Origin of the sequence: Cronobacter condimenti 1330, assembly GCF_001277255.1 — a bacterium.
Lineage (GTDB): Bacteria > Pseudomonadota > Gammaproteobacteria > Enterobacterales > Enterobacteriaceae > Cronobacter > Cronobacter condimenti.
Window position 1 is genome coordinate 1,601,376 of record NZ_CP012264.1, and the last position, 12,535, is coordinate 1,613,910.

15 protein-coding genes and 1 tRNA gene are annotated in these 12,535 nt (G+C 58.8%); 6 read left to right on the forward strand and 10 right to left on the reverse strand.

Translation table 11 applies throughout. The annotated features are described in order from the left end of the window. Positions 1-157: 157 nt before the first annotated feature. The 4 genes from AFK62_RS07285 to AFK62_RS07300 all read left to right on the forward strand — a co-directional run bounded on the left by AFK62_RS07285 (position 158) and on the right by AFK62_RS07300 (position 3,977). Positions 158-245: transfer RNA gene (locus tag AFK62_RS07285), tRNA-Ser, on the forward strand. 304 nt (positions 246-549) lie between these two features. Further along, positions 550-2,133: a type VI secretion system protein TssA gene (tssA, locus tag AFK62_RS07290; protein ID WP_007664792.1), complete on the forward strand. Its 1,584-nt coding sequence runs from the start codon at positions 550-552 to the stop codon at positions 2,131-2,133. Between the two features lie 35 nt (positions 2,134-2,168). Beyond that, entirely contained in the window at positions 2,169-2,624 is a 456-nt protein-coding gene (gene tssE / locus AFK62_RS07295) for a type VI secretion system baseplate subunit TssE (protein WP_053531812.1), read from the forward strand. Positions 2,625-2,648: 24 nt separating this feature from the next. Further along, on the forward strand, positions 2,649-3,977 hold the full coding sequence (locus AFK62_RS07300; RefSeq protein ID WP_007664796.1) for a VasL domain-containing protein: 1,329 nt from the start codon (positions 2,649-2,651) through the stop codon (positions 3,975-3,977). A gap of 159 nt (positions 3,978-4,136) precedes the next feature. Here the strand turns inward: AFK62_RS07300 and AFK62_RS23065 are convergent, their stop codons facing one another. The 3 genes from AFK62_RS23065 to wrbA all read right to left on the reverse strand — a co-directional run bounded on the left by AFK62_RS23065 (position 4,137) and on the right by wrbA (position 5,433). Then, a complete protein-coding gene (locus AFK62_RS23065; RefSeq protein ID WP_050554993.1) occupies positions 4,137-4,484 on the reverse strand; it encodes a hypothetical protein in 348 nt (115 codons plus the stop codon). Positions 4,485-4,583: 99 nt separating this feature from the next. Further along, a complete protein-coding gene (locus AFK62_RS07310) occupies positions 4,584-4,811 on the reverse strand; it encodes a YccJ family protein (protein ID WP_007664800.1) in 228 nt (75 codons plus the stop codon). Positions 4,812-4,836: 25 nt separating this feature from the next. After that, positions 4,837-5,433 (reverse strand): NAD(P)H:quinone oxidoreductase, encoded by a 597-nt coding sequence (gene wrbA, locus AFK62_RS07315; RefSeq protein ID WP_007664802.1) that lies wholly within the window; start codon positions 5,431-5,433, stop codon positions 4,837-4,839. Positions 5,434-5,835: 402 nt separating this feature from the next. On the opposite strand from wrbA, the gene AFK62_RS07320 reads away from it, so the two are divergent. Beyond that, positions 5,836-6,009 (forward strand): con-10 family general stress protein, encoded by a 174-nt coding sequence (locus tag AFK62_RS07320; protein ID WP_007664804.1) that lies wholly within the window; start codon positions 5,836-5,838, stop codon positions 6,007-6,009. 87 nt (positions 6,010-6,096) lie between these two features. Here AFK62_RS07320 and rutG read toward each other — a convergent pair whose 3' ends face one another. The 7 genes from rutG to rutA are packed head-to-tail and all read right to left on the reverse strand — an operon-like array spanning position 6,097 to position 11,546. Beyond that, positions 6,097-7,434, reverse strand: a complete 1,338-nt coding sequence (gene rutG, locus AFK62_RS07325; RefSeq protein WP_007664805.1) for a pyrimidine utilization transport protein G — start codon at positions 7,432-7,434, stop codon at positions 6,097-6,099. A 17-nt stretch (positions 7,435-7,451) separates the two neighbouring features. Continuing rightward, positions 7,452-7,952, reverse strand: a complete 501-nt coding sequence (gene rutF / locus AFK62_RS07330) for an NADH-dependent FMN reductase RutF (RefSeq protein WP_007664806.1) — start codon at positions 7,950-7,952, stop codon at positions 7,452-7,454. A 9-nt stretch (positions 7,953-7,961) separates the two neighbouring features. After that, complete coding sequence (locus AFK62_RS07335; RefSeq protein ID WP_007664809.1) at positions 7,962-8,552, reverse strand: malonic semialdehyde reductase; 591 nt, start codon at positions 8,550-8,552, stop codon at positions 7,962-7,964. After that, entirely contained in the window at positions 8,549-9,352 is an 804-nt protein-coding gene (gene rutD / locus AFK62_RS07340; RefSeq protein ID WP_053531813.1) for a pyrimidine utilization protein D, read from the reverse strand. The genes AFK62_RS07335 and rutD overlap by 4 nt, the downstream gene beginning before the upstream one ends. Beyond that, entirely contained in the window at positions 9,352-9,750 is a 399-nt protein-coding gene (gene rutC, locus AFK62_RS07345; protein ID WP_053531814.1) for a pyrimidine utilization protein C, read from the reverse strand. The genes rutD and rutC overlap by 1 nt, the downstream gene beginning before the upstream one ends. Before the next feature lie 9 nt (positions 9,751-9,759). After that, complete coding sequence (rutB, locus tag AFK62_RS07350) at positions 9,760-10,458, reverse strand: pyrimidine utilization protein B (protein WP_007674490.1); 699 nt, start codon at positions 10,456-10,458, stop codon at positions 9,760-9,762. Next, positions 10,458-11,546 (reverse strand): pyrimidine utilization protein A, encoded by a 1,089-nt coding sequence (gene rutA, locus AFK62_RS07355; RefSeq protein WP_032984482.1) that lies wholly within the window; start codon positions 11,544-11,546, stop codon positions 10,458-10,460. Before rutA ends, rutB begins: the two co-directional genes overlap by 1 nt. Before the next feature lie 292 nt (positions 11,547-11,838). Here rutA and rutR point away from each other — a divergent pair, with 292 nt between their 5' ends. After that, the gene (gene rutR, locus AFK62_RS07360) at positions 11,839-12,477 is read left to right on the forward strand and encodes an HTH-type transcriptional regulator RutR (RefSeq protein WP_007674495.1); all 639 of its coding nucleotides are present in this window, start codon (positions 11,839-11,841) and stop codon (positions 12,475-12,477) included. Positions 12,478-12,535 lie beyond the last annotated feature (58 nt).

A 12,535-nucleotide genomic window follows, 5' to 3' on the forward strand; every position in this document is an offset into this window, starting at 1 on the left:
CCGTAACGCGGCGTTGTTAGCGCACGAAAAACTGCTGTAAATGTGATCGTTGTGCCGATATTTCAGTCGATTAGCGCGCTTTTGGCTGTTTTTACGGCAATCGAACACATTCGGGCTTTACACGGCGCAGGGGGATGTTTATAGTTCGCGTCATTGCGGAAGTGTGGCCGAGCGGTTGAAGGCACCGGTCTTGAAAACCGGCGACCCGAAAGGGTTCCAGAGTTCGAATCTCTGCGCTTCCGCCAACCAATTTAAGGGGATGCCGAAAGGCGTCCCCTTTTTCATTCTGGCGTTTATTGCCACGCTATTTTCCCCTCAGTCATTTCTTAACGGTTTACGCAGCGTTTGTTACTGAGGACAACATGTCTGCCGCAAAACGTGCAGCCCTGGCGCGCTCCTGAACGATAACCCCGAAAAGTCTGTTTACATCTGGCGCGTGCGCAGCGCTTGTACGCCTTGTCTTCGTGCGTAGCATCTGCGCCTTGAGCTGGCCCGGACTGTACCTATCGCTGTAACACCGCAGGGCTGGCAGTGTCAGGGAGAGAAACAATGGCATCGCTGCAGACTATCGTTGAGAGTTGTCAGGCAGACGCGGAGGATCTGGCGCAACAGGCGCAACAGCGTCTTGTGCGCTGGGAGAGGTGGCTGAAACCGGTTTTTACAGATAACGCGACAGGCGACGATCCGGGTTATGACGACGATTTCCAGCGCATCCGTGAGGAGGTCAATAAACTTTCCGGCGCGGATACGGGGCTTATCGGCGAGCTTGCCGAAAAAGTCCTCACCACCGCGTCAAAAGATATCCGTGTCGCTACGTATTACGCCTGGGCGCGGTTGCATCGCGATGGCGAAGCGGGGTTTGCTGAGGGGCTGGAGCTGCTCGCAGCGCTGCTGCAACGCTTTGGACCGGCGCTCCACCCACAGCGTGCCCGTAGCCGTCAGGCGGCGCTGGCGTGGCTTGCAGGCTCACGCGTGCTTGACAGCCTCTCGCGCTACCCGGAAGTCACTCGCGAGGATGCCCGCCGCACCGCAGGTGCTCTGGAGTTAATTGAACAGGCGCTGATGCAGGAAGATAGCGCGGCGCACCCGCCGCTTTCCGCGCTTTACGCCGCGCTTGAGGCGAGGCTAATAAAAGCCGGTGGCGTTGATGCCGTGGTACCGCAGACCACCAGCGACAGCGACGCGTCGTTATCTGCGTCCGCGCCGGCCATCCGCGCTATCACATCCGGACGCGATCTGCTCGATCAGGCCCGACAGCTTGCCGATTATCTTCGCAATCAACCCGATGGTTGGCTCGCCGCGCATCGCATGATGAAAAGCTTGCGCCACGATACGCTTCATCAACTGCCGCCGCTCTCAGGCGACGGGCGCTCCCGCATCGAACCGCCGAAACCCGAACAGCGGGCACAGCTAAAACGTCTGTGGCTTCAGCAAAGCTGGCTGGAACTACTGGAACAGGCCGACAGTCTGTTTTCACGCGGCGCCTGCCATTTATGGCTTGATTTACAGTGGTACATTCATGAAGCGCTAATGAAATCCGGACAGGAAACCTACGCCGGGATAATTCGCGATGACCTTAACGGGCTATTAAACCGTCTGCCGGGGCTTGAGACGCTGGCGTTTAACGACGGCACGCCGTTCGCCGACGACGTCACCCGACACTGGATGGTGCAGCAGGTGAAAGACATCACTTCTGCCAGTGACGCGCAACCTGTCGCGCTGCCGCAAAGCAGCGACGACGATGTGTTGCAACTGGAGGCAGAAGTCATCGTGCTAGCCGACAGTCAGGGCATCGAAGCCGCGCTTGGCTGGCTGCAAACCCGGCCTGCGTTGACTTCAATGCGCCAGCGCTGGCTGGTGCGTCTGCTCATGGCGCGCCTTGCCGAGCACTACGGCAAAAACGATCTGGCGCTGCACCTGCTGGCTGAACTGGAAACCTCCGCGCAGCAAATTCCGCTGTCGCAATGGGAGCCTGCGCGGCTCTTTGAAGTAGGCGCCAGACGGTTACGGCTGTTACGCATGAAAGCCGCGCGCAGCGATACCGATAAAGCGCGCCTGCAAATGGATATGGATCGTCTGCTGGCCGGGCTTATCGCTATCGATCCGGCGCGTGCGGCGGTGCTTTGTAGCTAAGCGGCGCATACTTTAACTCAGGGAAGGAGAAACCGATGCCTGACACCCACCATGGGCCCTCGCTCTATGAAATCCTCTACGGTCATTTTGCCGGCGGTCTGGCGCTTAACGAGATAAGCGAAGAGCACCAGGTCATTTTGTCCGTGCTCGACAATATGCAGCGTATTCTCAATACCCGCGCGGGCAGCCTGAAGCACCTGCCAGATTACGGTCTGCCCGATATGACCAAAATCCTGCAGGGAATGCCCGGCACGACGCATGAACTGATTAGCACGCTCTCGGCGGTACTGCTGAAATATGAGCCGCGTCTTAAGCGCCTGGACGTCGTGCTGCTGGCGCAAACGACGCCTGGCGAATTGCGTTACGCCATTGATGCCGAGCTAAAAGGCGCAGGGCTGGTACGTTATGGCACGACATTTATGCCGGAAGGTCGGGTGCTTATCCGCCACCTCAAACAACAGCAGCTAATGGATAACCGCGCCGCGTTCTGAGTGGCGTTAGTGACAAGGACCGCCATGATGACTACTTCTGAACGCCATTTTCCTGTCGGCGGCGATCCGCGCCTGTTGTCCGACTATGCCGCGCTTCGCGACGAACTCGGCAAACTGACTCACCCGGCGCGCCCGGATGTTGACTGGCGTCGGGTTGAGCAACTCTCGCTGTCGCTCTTTGAACGCAATGGCGTTGAGCTGCAAACGGCGGCGTGGTACACCGAGGCGCGTTTGCGCTTACTCGGCGTGCCAGGTCTCAACGAAGGGCTTGCTATGCTTGAGGCGCTTATCACGCGCCAGTGGGCTGCGCTGTGGCCGCAACCGGTACACGCGCGCACCGAAATAATGCGCCACCTCAGCCAGCGTGTGCAGCAAGCGCTGCGCGCCATGTCGCTGTGCTATGCCGATCTCGGTGCGTTGTATCAGGCGGAGCAGCACCTGACGCAGATAACTGCCGTACTGGAGCGGCTGGATCTCAAGCATGTAAGCCAGATGGCTGCGCTTCGTGAGCACCTTCATCACGCCGCTGTGCGTCTTGAAAACGACGCTTGCGAAAACAGCGCAATCCCTTATGCGATTACGCCTCCTGAGCCGGAAGATGAGCTCGCTGCCGATAACGCCCACCGGGTTTGTGTCGCCGGGCCAGCGCCTCAGCCGGTTCGCACAAAGGCTTCCGCACGGTGGCAGCCTTTTATGGCCGGTATGTTAACAATGCTGGTGGCGGGAGGGGCACTGCTGTTGGGCTGGCACATTTTTAACCCCCACGAATCAGCGCAGGCGCAGATAACCGCCTCGCTGCGTGAATGGCCGGAAGTGACAACGCAAACCGCACTGGCGCCTGAACAGGCTCACGGGTTGATGCCCGAAGCAGTCATCGCGCAAACGCGCCAGCGTATTGACTGGCTGGCCCGCCAGCCGCCTGCGCGTCATATTCGTTACGCCGGTGAACTGGCGCGTCAGGCGGGCGCGCTCTGGCCGCGAAACCCCGAGGCGCAGGCGCTGATGCGCCAGTGGCGTCAGCAAATGAGAACTGCCGCTCTGCCGCCACGGGATCTGGATGGCTGGCATGAGGGTATGACACAGCTTGAGCAACTTGCCGCGCGGCTTAACGCGCTGGATGAGCGACGCGGTCAATACCTGACGGCCAGCGAGTTAAAAACACGGGTATTTACTCTTCAGCAGGCGTTTGCCGCCACGCCGCCTGCTGAAGAGCTATTGCGCCAGATGGCTCATGAGCACCAGCAGGGCGCGGTGTCACCAGCGCTTCGCGTACAAACCGAGATCCGGCTTAACCAGTTGCTTTATCGCTATGTACTGCTGACGTCCGATGTGCCTGATAAAGTGTCGCCCTAACGTGCGTGACACCAAAACCTTCCATCAGGCATTCTCATCAGAGTCCTTTCTTGATCCAACGTACCGGGGAGCCTACGCCAACGGCTCATGTGCTGCCCCCACAGGCCGTGAGAGCATTTCACACATACCAGGGGATTAACGTCTGACGCACGGCGCCTGTCAGGCGTTTTTTCCATGCCACGGTGGACGTTCGGTATTGCAAAAAAAGCTGCCGAGTGCTTTTTCATCGTCCAGCTCCAGCTGATGAAGCTGCGCGTTATTTTTTAGTGTGGCATACCACGGCCACGGCACGACAGCCAGTAGCGGTGCCTCGCGCAGCGCGGCGGGGAGTTGCGCGTCATCGGTGCAGATAAAGGCGAGCTGTCGCGCAAGCCCCGCGCGGGCAAGCTGACGATCGAGTTCGTTTACAGGCTGTGGCCACGGGTTGATATTTTTCTGGCGAATAAAGGCGAGCGGTTTGGGCTTCGTGAGAAAACGGCGTTTATCGACGCACACGGGCTGGCACACTATGTCGCGCAGTCACGTGCGGCTTTTGAGAAACAGCTCTTAGAAGAGCAGCAACGGCCATAAAACAGCGGCCCTCTGCGCAGGCAGAGGGCCGAAGGGTCAGACGTTTTTACGTTCGATCGTCTGCTCACCCCAGAAGAGCGAGTCTTTATCGGTTTTTTTGAAGGCGCGGATCAGCACTTCGTCGCTGCCTTCTTCCCAGATTTTCTCTGCCACTACCTCATCGTAATCGGCCACTTCGAAGATCGCCTCGGCGATTTCCGGCGACGTGTTACGCAGGCTGGCCCATTCTCCCACTCGATGGTTTTTCGATTCTTGTGTCGGCATACGTTCCTCCAGTGAAGTGCGTGAGTTAGCCTTTCATTTTGACGGCGAGACCTGCCACGTATTCGCCCTGATAACGGGCGATCGCCAGTTCTTCCTGGCTTGGCTGTCGAGAGCCGTCGCCGCCTGCGATGGTGGTCGCGCCGTAAGGCGTTCCGCCGCGAACCGTAGAAATGTCAAACAGCTCCTGCGCCCCGTAACCAATGGGCACAATGATCATTCCATGATGAGCAAGGGTAGTCCAGGTTGAGGAAATAGTATGTTCCTGGCCGCCGCCGGTACCGGTTGAGCTAAAGACGCTCCCCAGTTTCCCGTACAACGCGCCGGACGCCCAAAGGCCGCCGGTCTGATCAAAGAAGGTGCGCATCTGACCGGACATATTGCCAAAACGGGTCGGCGTACCGACGATAATTGCGTCGTAATCAGCAAGTTCTTGCACGGAGGCCACCGGGGCGTTTTGCGTTTTACCGCCAGCTTTGGCGAAGGCTTCCGCCTGCATGGTTTCAGGCACGCGCTTAATGGTCACCTCCGCGCCCTGGACCTTTTCTACGCCTTCCGCGACCGCGTGCGCCAGCGTTTCGACATGCCCGTACATGGAATAATAAAGCACCAGAACTTTCGCCATCAGCCTTGCTCCTGTATCAGTGTTTGTCCGGCAGCGGCTATCGCTGCGTTCATCCATAAAGAATATGCCTCTGGCGTCAGAGTGCAAATTATCGGATAAAAAACCTTTAAAAATAAGAATTTATCTATAGCAAATCCATTTGTAGCATTAGGTCACATTTTTCCCGCTCCGGAATTTTTTAATCATAAGAATGCCTTATTAATCGTTTCGTCAGATTCCTCGTCGAAACGACAGATTGATGTTGCAGAATGTTTCTGGAGAGTGGCGGTAGGGGCCGTTCTGGCTAAGCTTTTAATCACGCGGCAACGATAATGGCTTCGGCCCAACGCCGTGAGGTGAAAGAATCCTCTTTTACTGAATGCAGTATGATGTCTAATGATTCACACAATCTGGAGGTCAGAAATGGCAAACCATCGTGGTGGTTCAGGTAATTTCGCAGAAGATCGTGACAGAGCATCAGAAGCAGGTCGTAAAGGTGGCCAGCAGAGCAGCGGGAACTTTAAAAATGACCCGCAACGCGCCTCCGAAGCTGGGAAAAAAGGGGGCAAAAATAGTCATGGCGGCGGCCGTAGTTAGCGCCACACATGACCGACATTAACCGCCCCATCTGAAAAGAAACGGTTAATCGCAAACCCCCTGCCGCCGGGTATCCCGGCGGTTTTTTTATGCCTGTGAAGGTGGGTCCTGCGGGGCGAGAATCGGCTCGGGCGTGCTCTTTGGCTTGCGGCTTAGCAGCGCGTTTAATGCGATAGCCCCAAAGGTCGCCGTGCCAATGCCCCCAAGCGTAAAGCCGCCCAGCGTCAGCGCAAAATCGCCCGCACCCAGCACCAGGGTCACCGCCACCATAATCAGATTGCCGTTCTGGCTCAGATCCACATGGTTTTGCACCCAGATCCGCGCACCCGCCACTGCAATCAAGCCGAACACTACAATTGATGCGCCGCCGATGACCGGGGCCGGGATGGTATGAATAAGCGCGCCGAATTTGGGCGAGAAGCCCAGCAGGAGCGCGATCGCGGCGGCCGCTACAAATACCAGCGTCGAATAGACTTTGGTTACCGCCATCACGCCGATATTTTCCGCATATGTCGTTACGCCGCTGCCGCCCACCGCGCCGGAAAGCATCGTTGCCAGCCCATCACCGACGAACGCGCGCCCCATGTACGGGTCCATATTGTGCCCGGTCATCCCGGCAACGGCTTTCAGATGGCCGAGGTTTTCCGCCACAAGAATTACCGCCACCGGCGCGATTAACATAATTGCCTGGACGTTAAACGTCGGCGCGGCAAAATGCGGCAGACCAAACCAGGCGGCCTGAGCCACCAGTGTGAAATCCACCGGCTTACCCAATCCCAGCACGTTAGTGAAGAGCGCATAAAGTGCCCAGGCGGCAATCAGCCCCATCAGAATAAGCAGCCGCTGGATCATGCCGCGTGTAAATACCGCGACCAGGCCAATACAGAGCACGGTCATCACCGCCATCCAGCCATCAAACCCGCTCGCCGAGACACCTTTTACCGCAATCGGCGCGAGATTAAGCCCAATCGCCATCACCACCGCGCCGGTGACCACAGGTGGCATGAGCCGCTCTATCCAGCGGGTCCCCGATTTCATCACCACCACGCCGATAAGCGTGTAGAGCAGCCCGCAGGCGATGATGCCGCCGAGCGCCACGCTCATGTTCGGGTTAAGCCCCTGACCGCTGAACCCCGTTGCGGCAATAACCACACCGACAAAGGCGGCGCTTGAGCCGAGATAGCTTGGCACCCGTCCGCCGGTTATCACAAAAAACAGCAGCGTACCGATACCAGACATCAGAATCGATAAATTCGGATCAAGCCCCATCAGTAGCGGCATCAGAACCGTGGCGCCAAACATCGCCACCGCGTGCTGCACGCCCATTACCAGCGTCTGGCCGGGAGAGAGCGTTTCGTCGGGAGCCACTACGCCGCCGGCGGGGCCGGCAGGTTTACGCCAGTGAGGAAACCAGGAATTGGCCATGTTTATCTCCTGTGGAGCTAAGAGGCGAGCCCGCAGACGGGGCGTGCCAGGGCGTGATAGCAGCGGTCAAACCACACCAGACCGTGCGTATCGTCGGTGCGTGCAATCTCCAGCACGCGGCACAGCAGCACATCATGGGTGGAGACCGGCACCACCTGTTCCACCTGGCAGTCGAATGAGACCACCGCGCCTTCCAGTTGCGGACAACCGGTGACGCCGTATCGCCAGCGGGCCGCGGCGAAGCGCTCCGCCATCGGCGTTTTGCCGCCGAAGAGCCCGGAGAGTGCTTCATGCCCGGCGGCGAGCGTGTTAACGCAAAGCGTGCCGTTGGCCTGGAATATCGGCCAGACGGAGGCATTGCGGTTCAGGCACACCAGCAGCGTTGGCGGGCTGTCGGTCACACTACACACCGCCGAGGCGGTAAATCCCGCTATACCTGCCGGACCGTCTGTGGTGACGATATTGACGGCGGCCCCGAGCCGGGACATGGCATCGCGAAAAGCCTGTTGTTCACTCATAACCCCTCCTTAAATCACGGCGCACGCGTCGTCAAAGCGAAGACGCGGCAGGCGCGGGTGCAGCTTGTCCGCATCGCCATAACCAATATTGATAAGCAGATTGCTCTTCCAGGTGGTGCCGCTGAAAAACGCGGCGTCGACGGCGTCCCGGTCAAAGCCGGACATCGGGCCGGTGTCGAGTCCGAGCGCCCGGCAAGCCATGATGAGATAGCCCGCCTGAAGCGAACTGTTGCGAAAGGCGGTTTCCTCAGCGACCGCCGGGCTTGAGGTAAACCAGGCGCGGGCATCGGCGTAGGGAAAGAGCTGTGGGAGTGCCTCGTAAAACGCGCTATCCCAGGCGACGATAGCAGTCACCGGCGCACGCATCGTTTTCTCGACATTCCCGCTGGAAAGAGCGGGTTTAAGGCGCGCTTTCGCCTCGGGCGTTTTGACAAACAGCAGCCGCCCCGGTGAGCAGTTGGCGGAGGTTGGCCCAAGCTTGACCAGATCAAACAGGTCGCGCAGTTGCGCATCGCTGACGGGCGTATCACGCCAGGCGCTGTGGGTACGGGCATCAGTAAATAACGTGGCGAGCGCGCTGGCGCTCAGAGCTTCGCTCATACGGTCTCCTTGTGGGGCTGCGGGGTGAGCGTCGCAAGCCCGGCTAACAGCAACGAATTAAACACCGCGGGCGCGGTGACGTTACAGGCGTGGCCGCCTGTGGCCATGATGTCGAGACGGCTTACGGGCAGCGCGTCATGCAGTGCCTGTGAACATGTATATGGCACCAGCAGATCATCGCGGGCGCAGATGAGCTGCACAGGCGTAGTGATGCGCGCGGCGGCGTCGCGATAATCCGCGCTTTTCAGCGCCCACAGACGGCGCAGCAGGTTTTCGGTGCCCTGAAAATGGGCGTTGTGTAATGCTTCTTCGGCCTCAAGCCGTGGCTGGTTCTCCTGGGCCCATTGCGGCGGGTAGAGAAAAAGCGGTTGTGCCGCGACCCAGGCCGCCGGCCCGCTGTCCAGCAGCAGGTGCTCGCGGGTGTCAAAACAGCGACGTGTCCAGGCACTCGGCGTCAACCAGCCGTTGACGATAACCAGCGCGCTCACCGCCTCGGGGAACGCCAGCGCCAGTTCAAGACCGACCAGCCCGCCAAGCGCATGGCCGACCACTGCATAGCGACGAACGCCATGGACAAGCAGCGCCTGGTGCAGCTCCTGCGCCATATCGGTAAGCGAATACCCTTCAGGGAGCGTATCCGCGTTCTCACCGGTGCCGCGCTGGTCGTACACCACCGTCTGATAAGCGCGGGCCAGCGCGCTGTGTTGCGACAGCCAGTAGCCGCCAAGCCCGCCCAGGCCCGAAATCATTACCACTACCGGCGCGCCGGGGAAGGGCGCCTCGCCAACGCGCAGTTTCATCATGCGCCTCCCGCAGGGCCGATATGGGCCACGGTTGCGATTTCCACCAGCGCCTCGGGTTTTACCAGCCCGCACTGAATACAGAAACGTGCTGGTTTATCACCCGGGAAAAACTCGGCGTAGATTTCATTAATCGCGGCGTAGTTTTTCCAGTCGGTAATAAAAATCGAGTTGAACGTCACGTCCTCCATCGTCCCGCCCGCCGTTTCGATAACGTGCCGTATGGTCTCCAGCACATGGCGGGTTTGTGCTTTTGGGTCGCCGGGGTACACCACATTGTTAGCGTTATCAAAAGGCAGCGTGCCGGAGACATAGACCACGCCGTCCGCCAGCGTGCCGGGCACGAACGGGGCGATAGGCGTACTGGTGCCGGGTGGGATAATGACCTGTTTTGGCATAAAGCCTCCTTACGCGATGCGGGCCAGGGCAGCGGGTGAGAGCGCGTCGCAGAAGCGTTGTACGTTGCTCACCCAGCCGAAAAAGGTTTCGATATTAAAGAGTGCCGCTTGCTGGGCGAACGGCGGCCCGGCCTGATGGGTGGCGTCTTCCAGCACGATGCCGAAATACTCAAGGAAAAAACCGTCGCGCAGCGTCGACTCCACGCAGACATTGGTGGCGATGCCGGTAAAGACCAGATGGCGGATATTGCGTGCGCGCAGCATGCTGTCGAGCGGCGTGTTGAAAAAGCCGCTGTAGCGCGGTTTCGGCAGCACAATGTCGCCAGGCTGCGGCGTGAGCTCATCCACCAGTTGGTAATCCCAGCCGCCTTTCGCCAGCAGCTTGCCGTGCAGCTCCGGGCGGCGGCGCATGGTTTTCAGCGCGTTAGATTTATGCCAGTTCGGCGAGCCGGGCCCGCCTGCCTCCAGATAATCGCTGTCCCAGCCATTCTGAAACCAGACGATGGTCATACCCGCTTCGCGCGCGGCCGCAACGGCGATTTTGATGTTTTCAATGACAGGCCTGGTGGCCGAAACGTCAAATCCCGCCAGATCCAGATAGCCGCCCTGGCTTGCATAGGCGTTTTGCATATCCACGACGATAAGCGCGCTCTGCTCAGGCGGGAAGGTGAGCGTCTCGGGGCGCGCCGTCAGAGTTACCGTTTTCATCAGGCCACCTCTTGCGTCACGCGCAGATGATCGCGACAGCGCATCAGCGGCTGGATATGCTCGCCAAAGGCGTCGATGCCGGTCAGGAAATCGTCAAACGTCAGCAGCACGCCTTCGGTGCCGGGCACAGCAGCGACTTCATCGAGCATGCGGGCGACGGTCGCATAAGAGCCGACCAGCGTGCCCATATTGATATTGACCGCCGAGGTCGGGTCCGCCATCTGCCGCACGTTGGTGTCCGTGCCGGAGCGGGTGTCCTTCTGGCTTTGCTCGGTAAGCCATGACAACGCCTCTTCATCGGCCCCGGCTTTGTAATGCTCCCATTTAGCGCGCGCCGCCTCGTCGGTTTCATCCGCGATCACCATAAACAACACGTAAGAGCCAACATCGCGCCCGGCTTCCTCGGCGGCAGCCTTCATGCGCGCGGCGGTAGGGGCGAAAGCGGCAGGCGTGTTCACCCCTTTGCCAAAGCAGAAGTTGTAATCTGCATATTTCGCGGAAAACGCCATGCCCGCATCGCTTTGACCCGCGCAAATCACCTTCATCGGCTGTTGGGGTTGCGGGCTGACGCGACAGTCATTCATTGTGAAGTAGTCGCCTTTGAAATCACTCTGGCCGGTGTCCCACAGGTCACGCAGTACCTGAACATACTCGGTGAGGTAGTCATAGCGGCGCGCAAAATAGTCATCCCCTGGCCACAGCCCCATCTGCTCATATTCCGGTTTCTGCCAGCCGGTCACGAGATTGACGCCAAAGCGCCCGCCGGAGATAGAGTCGATAGTTGACGCCATGCGCGCCACGATGGCGGGCGGCAGGGTGAGCGTGGCGGCGGTCGCGTAAATCTGGATGCGTGACGTCACGGCCGCGAGGCCCGCCATTAACGTGAAGGATTCCAGGTTGTGATCCCAGAATTCAGTCTTACCGCCGAAGCCGCGCAGTTTGATCATGGAGAGCGCAAAATCGAACTGCTGCTGCTCCGCCTTCTGCACGATGGCCTTATTCAGCTCAAAGGTCGGCATGTACTGCGGGGCATGGGTGGAAATCAGCCAGCCGTTATTTCCGATGGGAACGAAGACACCAATTTTCATCACGAACCTCTCTTTTGCGGGTAAAGGAACCGTCGCGTGGCGTTGCATCCTGCACGTCCCGTGCCGCGCTCAGAGAGTGAATTGCAAAGCGAATGCCAGTTTTGAAAATGTCTTTGTTATCATTGTGTTGTCTTTATGTATAAATTTTGGTCGTTAAAAACCAGACTAAACGGTCAAAAACGTTGCACAGAAAACAGGCAGCGTTGCGCAATCAAAGTGCAGAGAGTAGGGGCTAATGTCGAGCCGCCGCCGCGCTTTTGCTATGCTTGAGCAAAACACAAGGAGAGAGCGCATGGCACAAGGCGCGCAGAAAGAGACGGGCAAGCGCTCGAAAGCGGTGGCGGCGAAAAAACAGGCGATCCTGGACGCCGGCCTGACACTGTTTTCGCAGTTTGGCATTCACGGCACCAGCCTTGAACAGGTTGCCGAGCGCTGCGGTGTGTCCAAAACGAATCTGCTCTACTATTTCCCCTCCAAAGAGGCGCTGTATGTGGCGGTGCTAAAGCACATACTGGATATCTGGCTGGCGCCGTTGCGGGCGTTTCGCGCCGATTTACAGCCGCTCGCGGCGATAAGTGAATACATCCGGCTCAAGCTTGAGGTGTCGCGCGATTACCCGGAGGCTTCACGGCTGTTCTGTCTGGAGATGCTTCAGGGCGCGCCGCTTTTAATGGCGGAACTTCAGGGTGACCTGAAAGCGCTGGTGGAGACGAAATCCGCCATCATCACCGGCTGGGTTGCGAGTGGCAAGCTGGCGCCGGTTGACCCACACCATCTCATTTTTATGATCTGGGCTACCACGCAGCACTACGCTGACTTCGCCACCCAGGTGGAAGCCGTCACCGGCGCCACGCTCGCCGACGAGGCGTTTTTTAACCGCACCGTCGGGAATGTCCAGCGGATGATCATTGAAGGTATTCGGGTGCGGTAGTGCCTGCTTTTGGTTTCAAAGAAAAAGGCGCCCGTGGGCGCCTTTCGTTTTACTGACT

What these genes read in the sequence shown, in the direction of transcription:
- tssA (WP_007664792.1), top strand. Translation starts at nt 550, where the DNA reads ATGGCATCGCTGCAGACTATCGTTGAGAGTTGTCAGGCAGACGCGGAG.
- tssE (WP_053531812.1), top strand. Translation starts at nt 2,169, where the DNA reads ATGCCTGACACCCACCATGGGCCCTCGCTCTATGAAATCCTCTACGGT.
- AFK62_RS07300 (WP_007664796.1), top strand. Translation starts at nt 2,649, where the DNA reads ATGATGACTACTTCTGAACGCCATTTTCCTGTCGGCGGCGATCCGCGC.
- AFK62_RS07310 (WP_007664800.1), bottom strand. Translation starts at nt 4,811, where the DNA reads ATGCCGACACAAGAATCGAAAAACCATCGAGTGGGAGAATGGGCCAGC.
- wrbA (WP_007664802.1), bottom strand. Translation starts at nt 5,433, where the DNA reads ATGGCGAAAGTTCTGGTGCTTTATTATTCCATGTACGGGCATGTCGAA.
- AFK62_RS07320 (WP_007664804.1), top strand. Translation starts at nt 5,836, where the DNA reads ATGGCAAACCATCGTGGTGGTTCAGGTAATTTCGCAGAAGATCGTGAC.
- rutG (WP_007664805.1), bottom strand. Translation starts at nt 7,434, where the DNA reads ATGGCCAATTCCTGGTTTCCTCACTGGCGTAAACCTGCCGGCCCCGCC.
- rutF (WP_007664806.1), bottom strand. Translation starts at nt 7,952, where the DNA reads ATGAGTGAACAACAGGCTTTTCGCGATGCCATGTCCCGGCTCGGGGCC.
- AFK62_RS07335 (WP_007664809.1), bottom strand. Translation starts at nt 8,552, where the DNA reads ATGAGCGAAGCTCTGAGCGCCAGCGCGCTCGCCACGTTATTTACTGAT.
- rutD (WP_053531813.1), bottom strand. Translation starts at nt 9,352, where the DNA reads ATGAAACTGCGCGTTGGCGAGGCGCCCTTCCCCGGCGCGCCGGTAGTG.
- rutC (WP_053531814.1), bottom strand. Translation starts at nt 9,750, where the DNA reads ATGCCAAAACAGGTCATTATCCCACCCGGCACCAGTACGCCTATCGCC.
- rutB (WP_007674490.1), bottom strand. Translation starts at nt 10,458, where the DNA reads ATGAAAACGGTAACTCTGACGGCGCGCCCCGAGACGCTCACCTTCCCG.
- rutA (WP_032984482.1), bottom strand. Translation starts at nt 11,546, where the DNA reads ATGAAAATTGGTGTCTTCGTTCCCATCGGAAATAACGGCTGGCTGATT.
- rutR (WP_007674495.1), top strand. Translation starts at nt 11,839, where the DNA reads ATGGCACAAGGCGCGCAGAAAGAGACGGGCAAGCGCTCGAAAGCGGTG.